This window comes from Deltaproteobacteria bacterium (genome assembly GCA_016709225.1).
In the GTDB taxonomy this organism is placed as follows: Bacteria; Myxococcota_A; Polyangia; order Nannocystales; family Nannocystaceae; genus Xiheibacterium; species Xiheibacterium phototrophicum.
In genome coordinates this window covers 921,598-943,274 of sequence record JADJEE010000001.1, presented here as the reverse complement: position 1 = coordinate 943,274, position 21,677 = coordinate 921,598, and the positions used below count along the sequence as shown (strand labels likewise).

At 72.4% G+C, this 21,677-nt stretch carries 15 protein-coding genes and 1 tRNA gene; 6 read left to right on the top strand and 10 right to left on the bottom strand.

Features of this window, described 5'->3' with window-relative positions; translation table 11 throughout:
* Positions 1-12: 12 nt before the first annotated feature.
* Positions 13-576, bottom strand: a complete 564-nt coding sequence (gene hslV, locus IPH07_03975) for an ATP-dependent protease subunit HslV (GenBank protein MBK6916539.1) — start codon at positions 574-576, stop codon at positions 13-15.
* 75 nt (positions 577-651) lie between these two features.
* Between hslV and purN the strand changes: the two genes are divergently transcribed.
* A complete protein-coding gene (purN, locus tag IPH07_03970) occupies positions 652-1,290 on the top strand; it encodes a phosphoribosylglycinamide formyltransferase (protein MBK6916538.1) in 639 nt (212 codons plus the stop codon).
* A 28-nt stretch (positions 1,291-1,318) separates the two neighbouring features.
* Here the strand turns inward: purN and lspA are convergent, their stop codons facing one another.
* Together lspA and IPH07_03960 are read right to left on the bottom strand one after the other, a co-directional pair.
* Entirely contained in the window at positions 1,319-1,867 is a 549-nt protein-coding gene (gene lspA / locus IPH07_03965) for a signal peptidase II (GenBank protein ID MBK6916537.1), read from the bottom strand.
* A 60-nt stretch (positions 1,868-1,927) separates the two neighbouring features.
* Positions 1,928-6,667, bottom strand: coding sequence for an NAD-glutamate dehydrogenase (locus IPH07_03960; GenBank protein MBK6916536.1), 4,740 nt, complete (start codon positions 6,665-6,667; stop codon positions 1,928-1,930).
* A 352-nt stretch (positions 6,668-7,019) separates the two neighbouring features.
* Here IPH07_03960 and IPH07_03955 point away from each other — a divergent pair, with 352 nt between their 5' ends.
* Entirely contained in the window at positions 7,020-8,342 is a 1,323-nt protein-coding gene (locus IPH07_03955; GenBank protein MBK6916535.1) for an aminopeptidase P N-terminal domain-containing protein, read from the top strand.
* On the opposite strand, the gene IPH07_03950 is transcribed toward IPH07_03955, so the two are convergent.
* The 4 genes from IPH07_03950 to IPH07_03935 form a co-directional block, all read right to left on the bottom strand.
* Positions 8,330-8,548 carry a helix-hairpin-helix domain-containing protein gene (locus tag IPH07_03950; protein MBK6916534.1) on the bottom strand — a complete coding sequence of 73 codons (219 nt, stop codon included), beginning with the start codon at positions 8,546-8,548 and terminating at the stop codon, positions 8,330-8,332. The two genes, IPH07_03955 and IPH07_03950, sit on opposite strands and share 13 nt — an antisense overlap.
* A gap of 317 nt (positions 8,549-8,865) precedes the next feature.
* Positions 8,866-9,108, bottom strand: a complete 243-nt coding sequence (locus IPH07_03945) for a (2Fe-2S)-binding protein (protein ID MBK6916533.1) — start codon at positions 9,106-9,108, stop codon at positions 8,866-8,868.
* A 90-nt stretch (positions 9,109-9,198) separates the two neighbouring features.
* Positions 9,199-11,616 (bottom strand): ATP-dependent DNA helicase RecG, encoded by a 2,418-nt coding sequence (locus tag IPH07_03940; protein ID MBK6916532.1) that lies wholly within the window; start codon positions 11,614-11,616, stop codon positions 9,199-9,201.
* Between the two features lie 74 nt (positions 11,617-11,690).
* Complete coding sequence (locus IPH07_03935) at positions 11,691-12,320, bottom strand: FHA domain-containing protein (protein MBK6916531.1); 630 nt, start codon at positions 12,318-12,320, stop codon at positions 11,691-11,693.
* Between the two features lie 188 nt (positions 12,321-12,508).
* Here IPH07_03935 and IPH07_03930 point away from each other — a divergent pair, with 188 nt between their 5' ends.
* Together IPH07_03930 and IPH07_03925 are read left to right on the top strand one after the other, a co-directional pair.
* Complete coding sequence (locus tag IPH07_03930) at positions 12,509-14,185, top strand: hypothetical protein (protein ID MBK6916530.1); 1,677 nt, start codon at positions 12,509-12,511, stop codon at positions 14,183-14,185.
* Between the two features lie 79 nt (positions 14,186-14,264).
* Entirely contained in the window at positions 14,265-16,496 is a 2,232-nt protein-coding gene (locus IPH07_03925) for a hypothetical protein (protein MBK6916529.1), read from the top strand.
* On the opposite strand, the gene IPH07_03920 is transcribed toward IPH07_03925, so the two are convergent.
* Positions 16,466-16,537 (bottom strand) — tRNA-Cys (locus IPH07_03920). The two genes, IPH07_03925 and IPH07_03920, sit on opposite strands and share 31 nt — an antisense overlap.
* Positions 16,538-16,713: 176 nt before the next feature.
* Positions 16,714-17,553 (bottom strand): hypothetical protein, encoded by an 840-nt coding sequence (locus tag IPH07_03915; GenBank protein MBK6916528.1) that lies wholly within the window; start codon positions 17,551-17,553, stop codon positions 16,714-16,716.
* A gap of 224 nt (positions 17,554-17,777) precedes the next feature.
* Between IPH07_03915 and IPH07_03910 the strand changes: the two genes are divergently transcribed.
* Complete coding sequence (locus IPH07_03910; GenBank protein ID MBK6916527.1) at positions 17,778-18,500, top strand: hypothetical protein; 723 nt, start codon at positions 17,778-17,780, stop codon at positions 18,498-18,500.
* A 25-nt stretch (positions 18,501-18,525) separates the two neighbouring features.
* Entirely contained in the window at positions 18,526-19,599 is a 1,074-nt protein-coding gene (locus tag IPH07_03905; GenBank protein ID MBK6916526.1) for an aminotransferase class I/II-fold pyridoxal phosphate-dependent enzyme, read from the top strand.
* Here IPH07_03905 and IPH07_03900 read toward each other — a convergent pair.
* Complete coding sequence (locus IPH07_03900; GenBank protein MBK6916525.1) at positions 19,589-21,304, bottom strand: zinc-ribbon domain-containing protein; 1,716 nt, start codon at positions 21,302-21,304, stop codon at positions 19,589-19,591. The two genes, IPH07_03905 and IPH07_03900, sit on opposite strands and share 11 nt — an antisense overlap.
* Between the last annotated feature and the right edge of the window lie 373 nt (positions 21,305-21,677).

Sequence of the window (21,677 nt, the reverse complement as noted above, 5' to 3'; positions counted from 1 at the left end):
GGTGTTCGATGCTCACGTCGAACCCCCGAGCTCGAGGATGGTGTGCTCGAGGTTGGTGAACACGCAGATCTCACCGGCCACCTGCAGCGAGGCGGCGACCACCGCCCGCGGATCGAGCGCGGTGTTGCGCACCAGCGCGCGCGCAGCCGCGAGCGCGAAGTTGCCGCCGGAACCGATCGCCACGATGCCGTCGTCGGGCTCGATCACGTCGCCGGTGCCCGACAGCAGCAGCGTGCGATCGCGATCGGCGACGATCATGAGCGCCTCCAGCCGGCGGTAGCGGCGATCCTGCCGCCAGTCCTTCGCGAGCTCGACACACGCGCGCGTGAAGTTGCCACCGGTCGACTCGAGCTTGGCCTCGAGCAGCTCGAACAGCGTCAGGCCGTCGGCGGCCGAGCCGGCGAAGCCACCGATGATGCGCCCGCCCGCCAGCGTGCGGACCTTGGCGGCCTTCGACTTCATGATGGTGTTGCCCATCGACACCTGGCCATCGGCGCCCAGGGCGACGTGGCCGCCCGCCCGCACGCACAGCACGGTGGTGGATCGCCACCTCGGTCGTTCGTCGGAGCTGTCCATCGTGGGGGTCAGTATACGGGGCGAGGCGACGCATCTTCCACCTGGGCCCCGCGCGCCGCCCTATAGTCACCGCCGATGTCGACACGTGCTCCGTCCGACGCGGCACCAGCGGCCCCCGCACCGACGGCGCGACTGCGCCTGGGTGTGCTCGCATCCGGCCGCGGCAGCAACCTCGAGGCGCTGCAGGCCGCGATCGACCGCGGGCAGTTGGCCGCCGAGGTCGCGCTCGTGGTGTCGAACAACTCGAGCGCCGGCGCGCTGGCGTTCGCGCGCTCGCGGGACATCGCGTGCGCCCACGTCAGCCGCCGCACCGACGCCGACGAGGGGGCTGCGCTGCTGCAGCACCTGCTCGACGCCCGCGTCGACGTGGTCGTGCTCGCCGGCTACATGAAGCTGCTCGATCCGCGGGTGGTCGCGGCGTACCGCGGGCGCGCGGTGAACATCCACCCCGGGCCCCTGCCCCGCTTCGGTGGCCCGGGGATGTTCGGCGCGCACGTGCACGCCGCGGTGCTCGCTGCCGGCGTGACCCACAGCGGACCGACGGTGCACCTGGTCGACGAGGCCTACGACGAGGGCGCAGTGCTGGCCCACACGCCGGTCGCGATCGAGCCGGGCGACACCGCCGAAGGCCTGGCCGCGCGGGTGCTGGCGGCCGAGCACGCGCTCTACTGGCGTGCGATCGCCGACCACTTCGACGCGCACGCCAAGGCCTGAGCCCAAAGCCAACGCCCAAAGCCCGGCTTCACGCCGGCGCTGCGGCGTCGGGCGGCGACTCGGGCCGTCGGAGCCGGCGCAGCATCAGCACCGCGACGCCGACCACCAACAGCGCGTCGGCGACGTTGAACAACGGCCAGTGCCCACCCCAGGGATAGTTGACCTTGACGAAGTCGATCACGCCGGTGCCACCGCCCGGGGCCGCGCGGAACACCCGATCGAAGCCGTTGCCCAGCGCGCCGCCGGCGATCGACGCCATCGCCACGAGGTCGAGCCGGTCGGGCCGCTGACGCACGACCATCACCGCGAGCACGACCACCACGACGAGCGCCATCAGCCCGAAGATCCACCGCGCCGCGCCGAGATCGACGACCAGGCTGAAGCCCATGCCACGGTTGTAGGCCAGCGCGAGGTCGAGCCAGGGCTCGAACACCGCGATGGTGTGATCCGGCGCCTGGGTCAGCGTTCGCTCCGCCCAGGCCTTGCTCGAGAGATCGCAGCCGCCCGCCAGCAGGCTCGCGGCCACGAACCACGCCAATTTCGACCCCGCGCCCCGTAGCGATGCTCTCACATCCATCGGGGCCGGAGCATAGCGCCGGGTCCGCCCCGGCGCACGCGCGGACCCTGCGGCCCCGGGCTAGACGGCCGCGATCGCGGTCAAGGGCGGCAGCATGCGCCGCAGCCAGTCGTCGAGCATGACCAGCCCGGAGATGGTCGGACCGCTGTCGGCCTGCGCCGCGACGGCGGCACAGAAGTCACCGAGCTTGTAGGCCTCGATCATCCCTGCGACGTCGTTGCCCCGCACCATCCGCACCAGCTTGTGCAGGTGGAAGTTGAGCTGACGACGCAGCGCCAGCACGGCCGGGCCGTCCCACGGCCCCGCGTAGGCCATGCGATCGAGCGCCTGGTAGAGGTACAGCAGGTTGACGGCGTCGGTGACCTGCAGCCGCAGGTAGAGCAGATCGCGGGGCTCGCGGCCCAACAGCTGCGCCATGCGGACCGCGTCGAGCACCGGCGTCAGGTACCGCAGCTTCACGAGTCGCTCGGTCAGCGCGCGGGGGATGCCAGCGTCCTCGAGCTTGCGGATGCGGCCCGCCATCCGCCCCTTGCTGCCCGAGGGCAGCGCCTGGTCGACGTTGGCCAGCAACGCCCGCACCTGCGCGATCGCGTTGGCGTCGACCGGCGGCAGCATCATCTGGTCGTTGAGGTAGAAGGTCGCGTCCTCGAGCGCCGCCTCGGCCATCGCCATCGCGGCGTAGACCGCCTCCTGCCGTCGCTCGTCCTCGAGCGCGTAGAGCTCGGCACGGATGCCGTCGATCTCGGCCGCCTCCGAGGCCTGCAGGTACGCCACCACGCTCTCGCGCACCGGTCGACCCGAGGCGAGGCTGCACTCGGCCAGCAGCGTGCCACCGGCGTTGTCGACGATGCCGTTGACGATCATCGTGGTCGCGATCTCGCGGCGCAGCAGGTGATTGGCGGTCGCGTCGTTGCCGACCATCTCCTGCATCGCGCGCGGGAAGTACTCGCGCACCGCGGCGTCGACGTAGACATCGGGCAGCGGCTCCGACTCGAGCAGCTCGCGGTAGGCCAGCATCTTGGCGTGGGCGCACAGCACCGAGGCCTCGCACTTGTAGAGGCCGTGGCCCTTGCGGCTGCGGTTGCCGAGCTCCTCCTCGCTGGGCATCGCGAACTTGTCGGGGTTGAACGGCAACGCGCGGCCCAGGTACGACAGTGCGCGGCTGTAGCGGAACACGTCCTGCCGGCTGCGGCGGACGTCGTAGCTGACCATGCGGCTCTGCGAGCGGTTGTTGTCGAGCACCATCTCGACGACCTCGTCCTCGCACTGCTTCAGCATCGCGTTGCGGGCCTCGCGTGAGACCTTGCCGGCGCGCAACAGCGGCGAGAAGAGGATCTTGATGTTGACCTCGTGGTCCGAAGTGTCGACGCCGCCCGAGTTGTCGAGGAACGCGTTGTAGTTGTGGCCACCGAGCCGCGCGAACTCGACGCGACCGCGGTCCGTGATCGCCAGGTTGGCGCCCTCGGCGAGCACGCGGCAGCGCAGCTCGCTGGCGTTGACCCGCGCGCCGTCGTTGGTCTTGTCGCCGACCTCGGCATGGGTCTCGTCCTTCGACTTCACGTAGGTGCCGATGCCGCCCATCCACATGAGGTCGACGTGCATGCGCAAGATGGCGCGCATCACGTCCTCGCCGTTGACCTTGCGGCCCGGCGCCACGCCGAGCATCGCGCGCGCCTCGGGCGACAGGTCGACCTCCTTGGACTTGCGCGGGTACACGCCGCCGCCCTTCGACAGCAGCGAGACGTCGTAGTCCGACCACTGCGAGCGCGGCTTCTCGAACAGCCGCTGGCGCTCCACGAAGCTGCGCGCCGGATCCGGATCGGGGTCGATGAAGATGTGCGCGTGGTTGAACGCGGCCAGCAGCTTGATGGTCTTGCTGCGCAGCAGGCCGTTGCCGAACACGTCGCCGCTCATGTCACCGACGCCACAGCAGGTGATGACGTCGCGCTCGGGGTCGACGCCCATCTCCCGGAAGCTGCGCTTGGTGGCCTCCCACGCGCCGCGGGCGGTGATGCCGGTGACCTTGTGGTCGTAGCCGGCCGAGCCGCCCGAGGCGAACGCGTCGTCGAGCCAGAAGCCGTGCTCGGCGCTGACGCGGTTGGCGGTGTCGCTCATGTGCGCGGTGCCCTTGTCGGCCGCGACCACGAGGTACGGATCGGTGCCCTCCTTGTAGAGGAGGATGCCGCGCGGCGTCACGGCCTGGCCGTCGACGAGGTTGTCGGTGACCGACAGCAGCGCGCGCACGAACTTCTCGTAGTAGAAGTCGCCGGCGGCGCGCAGCTCGTCGCGGTCCGACGGCGGGTGACGCAGCACGAAGCCGCCCTTGGCACCCATCGGGACGATCACGACGTTCTTCACCATCTGCGTCGACATCAGCCCGTGGATCTCGGTGCGGAAGTCGTCGGGACGATCGGAGAAGCGCAGGCCGCCGCGGGCGACCCGACCGCCGCGCAGGTGCACGCCCTCGAAGTCGCGGTGGTAGACCCAGATCTCGCGCATCGGCTTGGGCTCGGGGCCGAACGACAGCTCGCCCGACGCGATCTTGAACGCCAGCGGCTGACCGCCGGCGACGTCGGCAACCCAGGCATTGGTGCGCCGGGTGGCGCGAATGGCCTCGGCGATCGCCTGCAGCACGCGGTCGGCGGTGTAGTCGGTGACCTCGCGCAGGGCGGTCTCGAGCGCCGCGTCGCTCTCGGCGGCGGCGGCCTCGCTGGCGACCTCGGGGTCGAAGCGCGCGCTCAACCAGTCGATGAACTCCTCGGCGACGTTCGGGTGATCGACGAGGGTCTGCCGCACGAGGTCGTCGCTGAACGGCAGCGACAGCTGGTGCAGGTAGGCCACGAACGCGCGCAGGATCTCGACGTCGTGGGAGGTCAGGTCGCTGACCACCACCAGGCGGTTGAGATCGTCGTCGCCGCAGCGACCGGCGAACACCTCGCGCAGCGCCTCGGTGATGTTGCGACGACGCGCCATCACCTGGCCGATGCGGTCATCACGGACGTCGATGCGGAAGTTGTCCATGTCGACCGCCGGCAGCCCCGGCAGCGTGACGTCGCGGCTGTACTCGTCGATGACCTCGAAGCCGAAGTGACTGAGCACGGGCAGCTCGCGGCTCAAGTTCAGCGCCTGGCGCGAGAAGATGCGCAGGTTGAGGCTGCCGGGGTGCTCGGAGAACTCCGAGACGTAGAGATCGCAGTCGATCGATGCGCCCGCCCGCAGCGCCTCGAGGCAGCGGATGTCGTCGCGGATGCGGCCGACGCCGCAGCGCCGCTTGTGCTCGTCGGTGAACGCGTCCTCGTAGAGGTCGAAGAGCTCCTCGAGCCGCGTGCCATCGGCGATGCCGCCCAGCGCCTCGCGCAGGCGATCGGTCCACGAGCGGGCGAACACCAGCACGCGGCTGCGCAGGTCCTCGGTGTCGATGCTCTGCAGCGGCCCGACGCCGGTGACGTAGAAGTGGATGACCGCGTTGTCGTAACGATCGATGTACACGCCGTAGTCGGCGTAGGTGCCCGACAGCGCCTCGAGCACGACGTTCTGCACCTGCATGCGCAGCTCTTCGCTGAACTGCCACCGCGGCAGTGCGACGAACACGAACGCGAAGCGACCGTTCTCGCCGACGCGGATGTGTACGTCGCTGCCGCCCTCGGCCTCGGCACGCAGGATGCGGTCGGTCAGCTCCCAGATGGCGTCGCGATCCTCGGACAGCAGGTACTCGAGCGGCAGCGAGTTGAACGCGTTGGTGATGTTCTTGCCGCGATCGGAGTCGGCGCCGGCCTGGCGCTCCGCGAGCAACGACTTGAGCACGGTGTGCGCGATGGGGATCTGCTCGGGCGGAGTGTGCAGCGCCTTGTAGGTGAACAGCGCGTCGATGAGCAGCGTGCCGCACGGCCGCGCGTCGTCACCAAAGCGGGTGACGAAGAAGTGGCCGGGCTTGCCGGCGCGGTGCACCGGCGACTCCTCGGCGCTCCGCATGAAGCGAACCAGGCGGCCCTCGCCGCGGGCGGCGGCCGTGATGACGCCACGATCACGCGTCGGGCGAGCGACGCGGCTGGTGCCATGCACGCCGATCGGCTCGCCGTGGACGTCGTACTCCTCGACGCCGAGCACGACGGTATTCTCCTCGCACAGCCAGCGCAGCAGCGCCTCGGCGTCGTGCAGCGCCGCCGCCTCCTCGCCGCTGCAGGCGTGCGCCGCCGCGTAGTAGGCGTCGGCCTGTCGCTTGATGATCTCCTTCATGGTCCCGAAGTCGGTGACCATGGCCTGCGCCAGTCGCAGGCGATGCTCGATGCGCGCGGCGAGCCCCTGCGGCACGCCACCGCCGTCACGACCCGCGCTGCCACCGGCGAGGCCGACCTCCACGCGCATCACCGACTCCGGCGTGCCGGTGCCGATGGCGAGCAGCTTGCCGCCGGCGTCGCGGCGGATCTTCACGACCGCGTTCATGAAGCGGCGCACGTCGTAGTGCTCGCTGGCCAGCGCGGCGCGCAGCGTCGAGACCAAGAACGGCTGATCCTCGAGGCAGGTCTCGACGACCAGCGCGTCGATGCCCTCCTCGTACTGCAGCGAGACCTTGATCTCGTCGCGCTTGCGCTGCTCGATCGCCGTCAGCATCGACTCGAGCTGCGGCAGCAGCTGCGCACTGTCGAGGCCTCGAAGATCACGCACGTCGACCGACGCGAGCACGGCCTTCGCGAGCCCTCCGAGCTGCTCGCGATCGAGGCCCGCGCGGCGGGGCTGGTAACTCGCGAGCGACTGCTGCACATCGTGGACGAGGCGACTCGTTTGCTGGCGGGCGAACATCTGCGCCGAACATTCCTGCATCCCGCAGCCGTCCGCAACACCACCCGACGGCCCGACCGGTGGGCGGGCGTTCAGATCGACAGCCACGCCATCGCCGACAGCACGAGCGCGCCGAACGGCCCGGCCAGCGGCCACACGAACGCCAGCGGTTGGTCGAACACGGTGCCGTCGTCGTCGCCCATCGCTGCCGGACATCGCCGCCGCACGCTCCAGACTTTCGGCCGGATGCGGGACAGTGCGCGCCCACACGATCCGCAGACGCGCTGCGCACGCTGCTGCACGGCGCGCTCGAGGGGGGCGCCCACCCTGGTCTGGTCGAGCACCGCCGCGCTCTGCGATGATCCGCTGCACGATGACGCCCCCCGACCCGTCGGCCCCGGTCTTCGCGGCACGCCGCGCCCGCATCGCCGCCGCGCTGCAGGGGGGTGCGCTGGTGCTGTACGGCGGCGAGCTGCGCACGCGCAGCAACGACACCGAGTTCCGCTTCCGTCCCGACTCCGACTTCCACTACCTCACCGGTGTGCGCGAACCGGGCGCAGTCGCGGTCGTGCGCGCGTTCGCCGAGCCGCACTTCGTGCTGTTCGTGCGCCCACGCGATCCCGAGGCGGAGGTGTGGAGCGGGCGGCGCATCGGACCCGAGGGCGCCCGGGATCGCCACGGCGCCGATGCTGCGTTCCCGATCGGAGAGCTCGCCGAGCGGCTGCCCAAGCTGCTCGACGGTGCCGCATCGGTCCACACGCCGCTGGGGCGCTGGCGCGCGCTCGACCAGGCCGTGCTGCGCGCGATCGACCACCTGCGCCGCCGCAATCGCTGGGGGGAAACCCCACCAGAGCTGATCTGCGACGCCCGCGCGAGCGTCGGCGAGGATCGCATCCGCAAGGACGACGCCGCGCTCGCGAGCCTGCGCCGCGCGATCGACATCAGCGTCGACGCCCACGTCGCGGCCATGCGCGCGCTCCGACCGGGCATGTTCGAGTACGAGATCGAGGCCCTGCTCGAGTACCGCTTCCGCCGCGCGGGCGCCGATGGCCCCGCGTACGGCTCCATCGTTGGCGGGGGCGACAACGCGTGCATCCTCCACTACGTCGACAACGACGCCCAGCTCCGCGACGGCGAGCTCATGCTGGTCGACGCCGGCGCCGAGGTCGATCTGTTCGCCGCCGACATCACGCGCACGGTACCGGTCGGCGGGCGCTTCACGCCGGCGCAGCGCGATCTCTACCAGATCGTGCTCGCGGCCAACCGCGCCGGCATCGCGAAGGCCGAGGTGGGCTCCGACATCGACGCCATCCACCACTGCTGCTTGCGGGTGCTGTGCGAGGGCCTCGCGAGCCTGGGCCTGCTCGACGACACCGTCGACGCGGCGCTCGAGCACGAGCACTACAAGCGCTGGTACATGCACCGCAGCAGCCACTGGCTCGGCGCCGACGTGCACGATGCCGGCTACTACACGCTGCAGCGGCGACCGCGGCCGCTCGAGCCCGGCTTCGTGCTGACGGTCGAGCCCGGGCTCTACATCGGTGCCCACGACGAGCGCGCGCCGGCGGAGCTGCGCGGGGTCGGGGTCCGCATCGAGGACGACGTGCTGGTGTGCGCGCAGGGGCCCGAGGTGCTGACCTGGCGCGCGCCCAAGGACGTCGACGAGCTCGAGGCCATCGTCGGTCAGTCGGCGTAGACCCGCGCACGCACGCGCAGCCGCGCGAGCGTCTTGGGGCCGATGCCGCGCACGCGCAGCAGTGCGTCGACCGACACGAACGGCCGGCCCGCGACGATGCGCGCCGCGATCGCAGGTCCCACGCCCGGCAGGCTCGCGAGTTCGTCGGCACCGGCGGTGTTGACGTCGACCGGCTGTGCGAGCGCGGCCAGATCGTCGGCGGGCATGCGGCCGCGGGTGCCGTCGTGGCAGTACGTCGCGAGCACGATGGCGTCGCCACCACGCAGCGGCGGCCCTGCGGGCGCCTCCGCGCAAGCGGCTGCGAGCGCGGCTTCGATCTCGTCGTCACAGCGCAGCAGGCCGTCGATCCGCACCGCGGTGCGACAGCCGCTGCGCGCCGGCACGACGACCGCGGGCGCGAGCGCGTCGATGGTGGCGAGCGCGAGCGCGAGCACGGCCGCCGCGGCCCATCCGCGCCCGTTCCGCTCGCCTCCGCGCACGCCGCCCGCGTGGGTCGTCCCCGCCGCGGGCGTCGTTGCGACGCTCACGGATCGCGGGGCTCGGTGAACAGCCCCAGCTGCCGCAGCAGGGCCTCGCCGTCGGTCGCTCGCGCGCCGCGGCGGGCCTCGTCCTCGAGCAGCACCGCGATGCCGGCGCGACAGCTGCCGCAGCCACCTCCGGCCTCGCAGCGCGCCGTGACATCCTCGACCGTGCGGGCGCCCTGACGGATCGCGCGACGCACCTCGGCCTCCTCGACCACGAGGCAATGGCACAGCAGTCGGCCCATCTCGTCCGATCGTTCTTAGCGCATGCCCGTGCCGCGGGCCACGTGCGATCGCCTGGCCCCTCGACGCCGGGGTCCGCCGCACCGGTCGGCTCACGCTTCGCCGAACAGCCCGGCGGCGGCGCGGCGCGCCAGCTCGGCGGCCCACGGCGCCTGCTCGGGCGCGGGCGCCCGTGCGATCGCGTCCGCGGCCGCCCGCCGTGCGTCGACCAGCCAAGCGACCGTGTCGCTGCCCCGCAGCGCCGTGCGCAGCCGGGGGGAGCCGGCCTGCTTGGTGCCGAACACCTCGCCGGGCCCGCGCAATGCGAGGTCGGCATCGGCAACCGCGAAGCCGTCGTGATGATCGACCAGCACCTGCAGCCGCGCGGCGATCTCGGAGCCGGTCGTCGCAGCGCTGTGGATGATGCAGCGCGCAGTGCCGCCGCCGCGCCCGACCCGCCCGCGCAGCTGATGCAGCTGCGCCAGCCCGAAACGCTCGGCGTGCTCCACGAGGATGGCCTTCGCGCTGGGCACGTCGACGCCGACCTCGATCACCGTGGTGGCGACCAGCACGGTCAACGCACCGGCCGCGAACGCGCGCATGATCGCATCCTTGTCGCGGCTGGGCATGCGGCCATGGATGACCCCGACCTCGTGACCCGGCAGCAGCGCCCGCAAGGCCGCCGCCGCCGCCTCGACGTCGCTGACGTCGATCGCGTCGCTGGCCTCGACCAGTGGACACACCACGAACGCCTGCGCGCCCTCGCGGACGCACGCGGCGATGCGGGCCCGCGCGCCCGCCAGCGCCCGCGGGCCCAGCAGGATCTCGGTCGCGGCCGGCTCGCGCCCCGGCGGCAGCTCGTCGATGACGCTGAGATCGAGCTCGCCGTAGGCGACCAGCGCCATCGAGCGTGGGATCGGGGTCGCGGTCATCACCAGCAGGTGTGGCCGCTCGCCCTTGCTGCGCAGGGCGGCCCGCTGCTCGACGCCGAAGCGATGCTGCTCGTCGATCACCACCAGGCCCAGCCTCGCGAAGCCGACGTCGCTGGTGAGCAGCGCGTGGGTGCCGACCAGCACATCGATCGCGCCAGCGGCCGCGAGCGCGACCCTGCTCTCGCGCACGCCACCCTTGAGCGCGCCGGTCACGAGGCCGATCGACAGGCCGGCGCGCTCGCACCACGGCTGCAGCGTGCGCAGGTGCTGCTCGGCGAGGATCTCGGTCGGGGCCATGATCGCGCTCTGGCCCCCCGCAGCGGCCACCGCCAGCGCGGCCGCGAACGCGACCGCGGTCTTGCCACTGCCGACGTCGCCCTGCACGAGCCGCATCATCGGTCGCGCGCCGGCCATGTCGGCGAGCAGCTCGTCGGCCACGCGTCGCTGCGCTGCGGTCATGCGAAACGGTAGCGCCGCGTCACAGCGAGCGCGCACCGCTGCGTCGTCGTGCACCGACACCGCGGTCGCAGCGTCCTGGTAGCGCGCGCGCTCGAGCCCCAACGCGAGCTGCACGTAGAAGAACTCGTCGAACGCGAGCCGGCGGTGCCCGGGTGAGCTGCCGCGCTGCAGGCTCGCGAGCGCGTCGTCGTCGATCGCGTCGCCAGGCTCGTGCAGCATCGCGAGCGCCTCGCCCAGGCTCGGCAGCCCCTGGGCCTCGCGCAGCGACACTGGCAATGGATCGGGCACGCCGACCTCGCGCAGGCGCGCGAGCGCAGCCCGCACGAGCCGGGCGAAGCTCGCCGCTGGCACGCCCTCGACGGCGGGATAGCGCGCCGCGATCTTCGGCAGCGGCTGCGTTGGATCGCGCAGCTGCGGGTGCGCGAGCGACCAACGGCCCTGGACCATCCGCGCCGCGCCGACCACCCGAACCTCGCCGCGCTGGGCCCACTGCGCGAGGCCCCCGACGGGCGCGAACCATCGCGCGCTGATGCGTTCACCATCGGCGACGCGCTCGAGCTCCATCGTTGCGCCGAAGCGGCCCCGCGCGAAGCCCTGCCGCAGGCCACGGACGTTGGCGACGAAGGTGATGACCTCGCCGTCGCGCCAGGTCGACGGCGGCCGATCGCTGCGCAGGTCGATGTAGCCCGCGGGCAGCACCAGCACCAGATCCTCGAGGGTCGAGAGCCCGCGCGCACGCAGCTTGGCCGCGGTCGCCGGGCCCACACCCGCGAGCGTCTCGACCCCGAGGTCACGCACGTCGAGCGTGGTCGCAGCGCCCGAGCTCGTCGCGACGGCATCGTCGGCCGCCGGCGCCGTCGCAGCACCGCGGCGACCGAGCGAGCGCGAAGCCTTCGCCCGCGCCGGCTTGGACTTCGGCGGGGCCGTCGCGCCCTGCTGGGCCTGCTCGGCGGCCATGCGCGCGAGTCGGGCAACGAGCTGCGCGCGATCCTGGCGACCTTGGTGGGGCCACGCTGCGAGGGCCTCGGCGACCCGCTCGCGCTGCGACGCATCGGTGAGCGTCGCGGCGAACGGCGGCCACGCGCGCTCGATCGCCGCGAACACCTCCGGCAACAGCACACCAGCGAATCCGTCCGCCATCGCCGGTCGCAGCGCCTCTCGCATGCGGGCGACGGGATCGTGCGCGCGACCGCGGCGCTGCGCGGCGGAGCCGGTCACGACGGCGGGATGAACGAGAAGCGCAGCTCGTGATCACACAGGCGGTAGACGGTGCCCTCTTGGATGAGGTGGTTGTCCACGCGCTGTCCGTTGAACTCGACGCCGTTGGTGCTCTCGAGATCCTTGATGTAGTACTGCCCGTTGCGCCGCACGATCGCGCAGTGGCGTCGCGAGATGTTGGCGTCCTTGATCGGCAGGTCGCTGTACTTCGAGCCGCGACCGATCACGAACTGGTCCTGGTTGACCTCGTAGACCTGGCCCTCGAAGTAGAGGTACAGCGGACGCACCAACGCGACCGGGGCCGCCGCGGGGACCCGTGAGGTCGGCGGCGGCAGACGACCCGGCGGGGTCGCAGGCCGGGGCGTGACCGGGGCCGGCCCCGAGGCGCGCTGGGATGCGGCCGCGGCGGCGCGCGGCGGTGCGGCGGCGGGTCGCGCGGCGGCCGGCGTGGCCGCGGCCTGCTGCGGTGCGTTGCCGGTTGCGTGGCCGTCGTTGCGCCGCGAGAACAGCTGCACGAGCGCGGCCTGGATCACGTCGTCGGCGCTCATCCCACGTCGCTGTGCCAGCGCTTCGACGCGATCCCACAGATCGTCCCGGCAGGTGAACTGACGCAGCGTACGTCCCATGAATGGATGCCTGTGATGCCCGATCGGGGCCGGCCGCGAGACGACCGCGGGGCTCCCAGACGGCATCCTAGGGTCTTGCGATGCGGTGGGTCAACCCTGCCGCATGTTCCCGTGCGCAAGCGGGTGCCGATGATCCCGCAGCCACCGCGCGGCTCACCGGCGGCCGCGGCTGCCGGTATGCTCCCCCCTTGCGCATGCCCGCCGGCCGCCACCGCGCACGCGCGCACCGACGCCGGCCCACCGGCCCGGCGACGCGCGGCCCCGCACCGTCGTACCGGCTCGTGCCGGTCGCGGCCGCCGCGGTGGCGTGGGCCTTGGCCGCCGCGGTTGCGACCGAGGCCCATGCGGTGCCGCGTGCACCGTCACGGCTCGGTGGCGTGCGGGCCCAGGGGCCGGCCACGCCGGCCGTGACGGCGCTGCACCACAACCCCGCGATGCTCGGGGCCGTCCGCGGCACCGCCTTCCAGGTCGCCGTGACCGGTGTGCTCGAGCAGCAACGCATCGAGCGGCTCGCGATCGACGGCGCGACCGGGTCGCCCACCGCGGCCGGCGGCGGCAGGACCTCGCTGCTGCAGCCCGGCTTCGGCTACTTCATCGGCGGCTCGGTCCACTTCGATCCCATCACGATCGGCGCGGGCTTCTACGACCTCGGCAGCAGCATGCAGCCGACCGGCGCGACGACGCTGCGCTACCACCTCGCGCCCGATCCGGATCGTGGCTGCCTCCGCGTCGGGCTGGGCCGTTGTGCGCCCAACGGCGGGCAGGTCACGCTGCGCCAGGACGCGACCTTCGCGATCGCCTACGACGGCGGCGTGTTCCAGCTCGGCTTCGGGCTGCACTTCCCCCGCGTGCGCGAGCGCTTCGCGTTCGACAACGACACCACGCTCGCGACCAACCCCGACGAGCGGGGCAGCTGCACCGACAAGGAAGACCCGGCCTGCGCCGAGCGCATCGGCTTCAAGGGCTGGACGCAGTGGATCCCACGCAATGGCGCGCCGCCGGGCTTCGACGCGGCGCTCAGCTTCGGCTTCGGCCTGCAGCTCGCCAACGGCACCGTGCGCCTGGGGGGCCGCTACCGCACCTTCCCGCTGCGACGCGCGGGTGCGGTCGCACTCGGCGGGGTCTCGATCGTGTGTCGGCCCGACGACGGCGCCAGCGGCAGCGCCACCGGTGTCGCCAGCTGCAGCGCGGTGCAGCCGATCCGTGCGACGCTCACGGAACGCCTCGCGCAGGAGGCCGCGCTCGGCGGATCGTTCGCGCTCGGACGACACCGTGACTGGCAGCTCGACCTCGGGCTCTACTGGCTCGACCTGTGCCAGGGCGGCGTGCGCCGGGATCACTGCGCCGACGACGGCGAGCAGACGCTGCGACTGGTCGGCCTCGATCGCCGCGCGTTCGTGCTGCCCGAGTTCACGCGCTACCGCGGGCTGCAGGACGTCTACGGCGCCGACGCCTACGTCAGCTACCGCGCCCACGCCCAGGCCACCGTGCTCTTCGCAGGGCACGCCAGCACGGCGGCCGTGCGCCGCGACGCGATCACGGCCGCGATGTTCGGTGGGCCACGCCTGGGGTTGTCGGCGGGCGCCGACGTGCGGCTGCGGACGCGCGGGCGCGTGCGCACGACCGTCGTGCTGACCCCCGGCTACGGCCTCGACGTCACGCTACCCCGCCGGGTGAGCGCCTCGCGGGCCGCCTACTCACCGGCCGCCGCGGCCGACTTCGCCGCCGCCGGTGAGGACATCAACGCGGCCGGCGCGAGCACCGTGCTGCGCGGCCTGGCACGCCCGACCAACGCGGGCAACTACTTTGGGCTGGTGCACACGCTGTCGTTCACCGTCGCGTGGGGCGACGCCGAGAGCGACTGACGAGCAGCTGGCCTGGTGCCCACGGCCGCCCGCGGGTCACCGTGCTCGCGCGCGGCGGGTCGGCTGGTATGCTGACACCGTGACCCGCCTCGCCCGAATCGCGGCCCTGTGGCTCCCCTTGGCCGCGGTCGCGGCGATGCCGGGCTGCCACGCCCACCGCGGCACCCAACACGCCGCCGACACCAAGCCGATCACGGTGGGCGATCTCGACGACTTCGAGCGCGCGCTCAACCGCTACGCACTGCTCGAGGAGGGCAGCCCGGCACGCGCGGAGCAGCGCGCGCTGCTGCAGGGCTTCCTCACCCACTACCTCGACGCGCAGCTGGCCGCCGGCGACGAAGAAGAGGCGATCTCGGCGATGCGCTACTCGGCCTCGCTGTACCAGCCCGGCGAGCTCCGTGACGATCGCGTCGTCGCGCCGGAGTTCGGCGCGATGGGCCAGGCGCTCTACCGGCACGCCGCGCGCCGCGGCGCCGAGCGGCCTTCCTTTCTCGCGTTGGCGGTGATCCAACGCTTCGGCGACGAGGCTGCGCGCGCGCGCGCCGTCGAGCAATGGGCGACGCTCGAGGAGTGGGTCGTGCGCAACGGCCCCTTCGCCAGCGAGCCGCTGCTCCGCCACGAGGAGCTCGAGCGTGCGCTCGACGACGTCGCCGCGACGCTACCCACACCGTTCGTCGTGCGTCGCGTCGCCGATCTCTACCTCGCGCGCTACGAGGCCGCGAAGTCCAACCGTCAGCAGGACGCCGGCACCGCCGCGCGTCATCGCATGGACGTCACGGGCTATCTGCTGATGCGCCTGTACCTGCGCGCCGACGACGTCGCCGGCGCGCGTGCGGCGATGGCCCGCGTCGAGCTCGACATGCCGGTCGCCAAGCTCGGCGAGCTCATGGACGACGCCTACCGCGGCCGACGCAACGCGACGGCCATGCTCGCGTTCGCCGAGCAGTTCGCCCCCGATCCCGACGCGGACGGCAGCGACCCGTACATCGTGCAGGGCTGGGGCATCGTCGACAACCTCTCGCGCCGCGCGGTCGCGGCCTACCCCAAGGACGCCTACGTCCAGCTGCTGCGGGCTCGGACCCTGCGCAACGCCGGGCTGGGCGCGGCGGCGATGGAGTACCTGCGGCGCGCGCTGGCCATCAAGGAAGACATCTTCGCCGCGTGGCAGGAGCTCGCCCAGCTCGAGCAGCGCGACCTCGAGCGGGTTGCCGCCCGCGATCCGGCCGCAGCCGCCGATCGGTTGCCGCGCATCGAGGCCCTGCACACCCGCGCGACCAAGCTCTGGGCCGACCGCCCGATCCGTCCCGGCATGCCCGAGGCCTTCTTCACGGTCGCCGAGGGCCTCTACGAGGCCGGCGAGGCCAAGCGCGCCGAGGCGCTGCTGCAGCGCAGCGTCGGCATCGAGCCGGTGCCCAACTCGCTCGACCTGCTCGGCACGATCGCGCTCAAGCAGTCGAAGCTCGCCGAGGCCGAGTCGCGCTACGAGGACCTCGCCAACCTGCCCTACGACAACGAGCTCACGCAGCTGCAGTGGGAGGCGCGGGCGCGGCAGCAGCTCGGCGAGATCGCGCTGCGACGGGGCGACACCGCCGACGGCACCAAGCACATCCGCATCGCGCTGCGGCACACCAACGACCTGCTGGCGCGCCCGACCGAGGACCCGGACGCCCGCGCGGCGCGGCTGGTCGAGCGCGGCAAGCTGCTGTTCTACCTCGGTGATACCAAGCTCGCGATGACCGACTTCGCCGACGCTGCGCAGCTGGCCCCCGACGACGTGAAGGTCTACGCCGACCCGCTCATCGCGATGGTCCCCTACGGCTACCTCGACGAGGCCCGCACGATCTACCGCAGCGCGATGGCCCGTCGCGGTCTGCCGGGCTCGCTCAAGCTCTACTTCTCGCTGTGGCTGGTCGAACTCGCCAAGCGCCAGGGCCGACCGGTCGATCCCGACGCCGAGCAGTTCATCGCCAGCTACCGCGGCAGCGGCTGGGCCAAGCTGCTGGCGGCGCACGCCCGCGGCGACATCACCTTCGAGGCGTTGGTGCAGGGCGCCCGCGATCGCGGCCAACGGGCGGAGGCCTACTTCTACGAGGCACTCGCCCGCTGGGACGCCGGCCAGCACGAGCCCGCGAAGGGCTTGCTGCGCAAGGTCATCGCCAGCGGGATGATGGGCTTCTTCGAGTACGACATGGCCCAGGCGTACCTGGGCTGGAACGACCTCCCGCAGGTCGCCCGTGCGCCGTTGTCACCGCGCACGAAGGCTCCACGAGGGTCGTCCGGAGGCCTGGGCCGGGATCGAACCGGCGAATAGAGGTTTTGCAGACCTCCGCCTTACCACTTGGCTACCAGGCCGGGGCGCACGATGTACCACGGGCTCGCGTTGGGCGGCAAGAGCCACGCGAGGGGTCTGGACCGCCGGCCACGGGCCCTTCGGGCGCAGATGCGCCGACGGCCATGACCCCTGCACCGTCTCGAGGGTGCGTGGGCATGGCCGACGTGGTGACGCGACCGGCAAGGGCCGCGGTCGATCAGAGACCGTCGAGCGGATCGTCGCCGCCGACCTTGATCTTCTCTTTGCGGCCGCTCTCCGGCGGGGTCTCGCTCGCGGTGCTCGGCTTGCTGCTGCTGCTGCTGCTCGCGCCGCTCGGCTTCTTGCGCTTGCCGGTGTCGCGCTTCACGCCCTGGTCGTCGGCGGTCTTCTCGGCCGCTGCCTGCTGGGCCTGGTTCTCGGCGAGCTTGCGCTCGAGTTCCTGCTTTTCGGCCATCAGCTTCGCGCGCTCGGCCTCGTCCTTCGCCTCGGAGAGCTTCTTGTCGAGCTCGGCCTTGTCGCCCTCGAGCTTGTTCTGCTCGGACTCGAGGTTGTTGAGCTTGGCGGTGATGGCGGCCAGCTGCGCCTCGTGGGCCTCCTGCTGTGCGGCCGCCTCGGCAGCGCGCTGCTCGGCCTCCTGCTTGCTCTGGTAGGCGAACCAACCCGCCACGCCCACGCCCGCGATCAGCAGCGGCACCACCACCAGCGGCCACTTCGGCTTGGCCTTCTTCTCGGCCAGCTTCATCTGCGCGTCGAGGCGCATCTGCTCTTCCTTGAGGCGCGCGTCGTGCTCGGCGCGGGCGCGCACGTCGGCCTCGTGCAGACGGATGCGCTCCTCTCGCTCGCGGGCCTCGATCTCGGCCTGCTGCCGCGCGTACTCCTCGGCCTGCTGGCGAGCGATCCGCTCGGCCTCCTCGCGGGCGCGACGCTCGGCGTCCTCGCGGGCGCGACGGTCCGCCGCCTCGGCGGCGAGCCGCTCGGCCTCTTCGCTGGCCACGCGGTTGGCTTCGAGGTTGCGCAGCTCCGAAAGGGCGGTGAGCGCTGAGTTCTCCGAGTTCATCGAGGTGGACCTCCTGCGTGTCTTGGCACGTGCGAGCGGGGAATTCGTTCCCACCGGCGACGCGGTGGGTCATGCGGGCGGCCCGCGCGGACGGCCACGGCGGAACCGGGCGCGCCGACGGGGTCGGGCAACATCCAACGTCACATTGCCCGAAAACTTGGGCCCGTGGAAGGGCCACCGGTAGCGTAGGCGCCGCGGTGGCTTCGATACCCGCGCGCGCACCGATGCCCACGAGCCCAGCCCACGCCACGCACGAGCCCTGCTTCGCACCGCCGACGCGTGTCGCGGCCGCCCACGGTGCGCGGCGGCCCCGCTCGCTGGCGCAATCCGCATGGCTGCGGGGCTCGCTCTTTGCCGCGGTGCTGGTCGCGGGCGTCGCCACCACGGCGAGCGCGTGGACGGCCGGGCGCACGTCACTCGGCACCGCCTCCACTTCGGCCGGCGAAACCGATGCATCGCCGCACGCGCCGGCGGCGGCCGGTCTCGGCCAGTCCCGCGTGATGCCCTACCCCGTCGAGATGGTCTGGCCCACCGCGGTCCGCTACCTGCGGGTCGACCGTCACTTCACCATCGTCGATCGCGATCCCGACGCGGGCTTCATCCTGTTCGATCTCCCGGTCGGCGACGACGGCCGCACCGCGCGGGGCAGCGTCGAGATCTTCGCGACCAAGGACGCCGCCGGGCGTCCGAGCGCGAGCGTGCAGATCACCACCGACGGCGGGCCGGTCCACCTGCCCCACGCGTTGCTCGACGGCATCGCCGACAAGCTTCGCCGCGAGCGCGGCCAGCCGGGCGCACCACCGCCGAAGCCGCCGGGCCCCAAGCCCAGCCAGAAGCCCAAACAGCCTGGGCCCGACCCCGACGGGCCGCCGAGCGAGCCACCCCAGGACCCCACGCCGCCGTCCCAGGACGACGGCGGCGACGACTCGCTCATCGTCGACGGCTGACGTAGCCCCGTGCTAAGCGGCGAGCATGGTACGCCGCTTCGATCTCCGCAGCGACACCGTCACCCGCCCGACCGCGGCGATGCGCGAGGCCATGCGTGCCGCCGAGGTCGACGACGACGCCTACGGCGACGATGCGGCGGTCGGCTCGCTGGAGCGTCGCGTCGCCGCGCTGCTCGGCCACGACGCCGGGCTGTGGCTCCCCACTGGCACGATGGCGAACCAGCTCGCGGTCGCGCTGCACTGCCCCCGTGGCAGCACCGTCGCCTGCAGCCCCGGTGCCCACGTGCGGATCCACGAGGACGCGTCGGCGGCCGCCCTGTCGGGCGTGCAGCTGATGTCGATCGGCGACCGCACGGGCTTCGACGCCGACGAGCTCGACGCGCTCGTCGACGAGGAGTCGTGCGGCTGGCCGCCGCTGCACCTGGTGTGGCTCGAGAACACGCTGGGTGAGGCCGGCGGCGCGATCTGGCCGCTGCACGATCCACGTCGCGCGGCCCACGGCCTGCAGGCGATCGCCGACCGGGCGCGCGGCCGCGGCAAGCCCCTGCACCTCGACGGCGCGCGGCTGTGGAACGCCCACGTCGCCACCGGCATCGAGATGCACGTCTTCGGCGCGCTCGCCGACACCGTGAGCGTGTCGTTGAGCAAGGGCCTCGGCGCGCCCGCGGGCTCGGTGCTGTGTGGCAGCGACGATCGCATCGCCACCGCGCGACGACTCAAGCACGCGCTCGGTGGCGCGATGCGCCAGGCGCCGGCGATGCTCGCCGCGGCCGGTCACTACGCCCTCGATCACCACATCGCGCGGCTGCGCGACGATCACCGTCGCGCCCGGGCGCTCGCCGATGCGATCGCCGACCTCCCGCACTGGCAGGTCACGCCGCCGCAGACGAACCTCGTGCTCGCGCGGGTCCAGCCGCCACTCACCCGCGCCGAGCCGCTATGTGCGGCGCTGCGCGAGGCCGGCGTCGCGTGTTACCCGAACATCGCCCGCGAGGTCCGCCTCGCGGTCCATCTCGGGCTCGACGACGCGGACATCGCCGAGGTCGCCACGATCATCCGTGCGACGCTCGGCGACGACCCGACGCGCTTCACATCTTGACCGGGTAGACGGCGCCCAGCGTCGCCTTCTGGAACTTCTTGAAGGTCGCCTTCTTGAGCGCTGCGGCCACGCAGTTGCCGAGCGGCGTGCCCTGGTGCGGCGGCTCGGCAGAGGCCGAGGTCACGGCACCCGTGGCACCGGCGATCGACAACTTCACCTTCACGGTCTCGCCTGGCTGCGCGCCGTGCTTGCCTCCGCAAGCCTTCGCCGAGTCCTTCACCGGCGACACGCCGGCCTTGATGTCGCCCGTCGAGAGGCTCTCGGGCAGGCTGGGATCGGCGGGCTTCGGCGGCGTCGTGCCACCGCTGGGCTTGCTGCTGCTGCCGCCGCCGCCTTTGCACTTCGGCAGCTTGGGATCGAGGATGCAGTCGATGTCGAGGTTGTCGCCGCCGCTGGGCTTCGACGGCGTCGGCGTGGTGCCGGTCGGCTTGCTCGGCGTGGTGCCGGTCGGCTTGCTCGGCGTGCTGCCGCTGGGCTTCGAGGTCGACGGACCCTTCGGCTTCGGCTTGCTCGGATCGGCCTTGCCGTCGGTCGGGGGCGCATCGCCACCCTCGGTGTCGGCAACGGCCTCGGTGTCGGCGGCCTTGTCGGCGCCCTCGTCCTTGGCCTTGTCGTCCTTGTCGTCCTTGTCCTTGTCGTCCTTGTCCTTGTCCTTGTCGTCCTTGTCCTTGTCCTCGTCGTCGTCCTTGTCGGACGCCCCCTTGACGCTGGGCGCCTCGGCGGCGGGCGGTGCCTGCACGACCACCGGCTCGTTGGGACGCAGGACGATGAACGCAGCCAGCCCCGCGACCGCGAGCAGCAGGATGACCATCATGACGTACAGCGGCGCATTGGATCGCTGCGGCGGCGCGGCGACGACCATCGCGGGATGCATCATCGGCTCCGCCGAGGCCTGCGGCACCAACGGCGCAGACGCGAGACCACCGAGGCTCGCACCGCCGAAGCTCGGCAGGGCGGCGTCGTCGGCCTTGGGCGCCGACGCGACCGGGGTCGGCGCTGCATCGGCACCGACCATCGCGCCGAGCGAGCGAATGTCGATCAGGCCCGAGCCCTCGGACGACGGGGCCTGGGTCGCCAGGCTCTTGGGCCCCTGACGCGACGGCGCACCGCCGCGTGTGGCGTTGGCGGCACCACCACCGGTGGCGAGCGCCTGCAGGCTGTCGAGCGAGAACAGCACCGAGTTCTCGTTGCGCTGGCCGCTCAGTCGCGTGACGCGGGGCGAGCTGGGCTCGGACACCGCCGCACCACCACCACCGGCGGCGCGGGCCACCGGAGCTGCGACGACCGCAGGCTCCGAGTGCGGCACGGCGCGGGCGTACTCCTCCTGATTCGCGCTGGCGAACGGATCTTCCGCGGCGGCGGCTCCCCCCGCGAGATCGGCGAACGTGTCGACCTCCGTCAGCGGCAACCAATCCTCGAAGCCCTCCTGCCACACCGCGGTCTCACGATCGATCTCGCCGGCGGCGAAGCGCTGACGCACCTCGTCCTCCGTCATCGGCCCGATCGTCTCGCCGTTGATCGCGAGGTGCCAGCCGACCGCCGGCGGCGCCTCGGGCTCGGCTCCGAGCGCACCCACGCCCGCCGCCTTGTCCCGCACGATGATGACGTTGCTGCACTTCTTGCAGCGGATCTTGAAGGTCTTCCCGCGGACCTTCTCATCGGCGATGGAGTACTTCGCGGCACACTTGTCGCATTCGATCTTCATGCGATTGGCTTCCTCGCCCCGGATTCGGGGGCAGAGTGCGTGGGGTCCGGCCCGCAGGCCGAGTGTTCGTCAGGCACGTGCCGTCGCGTGGGCGACGGTGTAGGGGTTTGCGAGGCGACCGCAGTATAGAGTAACGATCATCCGCGATACAACCTGCGTGGCGCGTGTTTGTCGGGCCTCGCTCGGGAGCCGGCGCCATCGCGAGGGATCGGACCGCCGGCGACCGCTGGCCGGTGCCCACGGGACACACGGCAAGCAGGGGCATCGCGCTTCGGATGCGCAGCCACGCTCGTACGGGGTGCCACGGCGTCCGCGCGGGCTTGTTCCCGAACCCCGGCGGAGCCCCTGCAAGGGCCGCGGTCTCGCCGGGCGC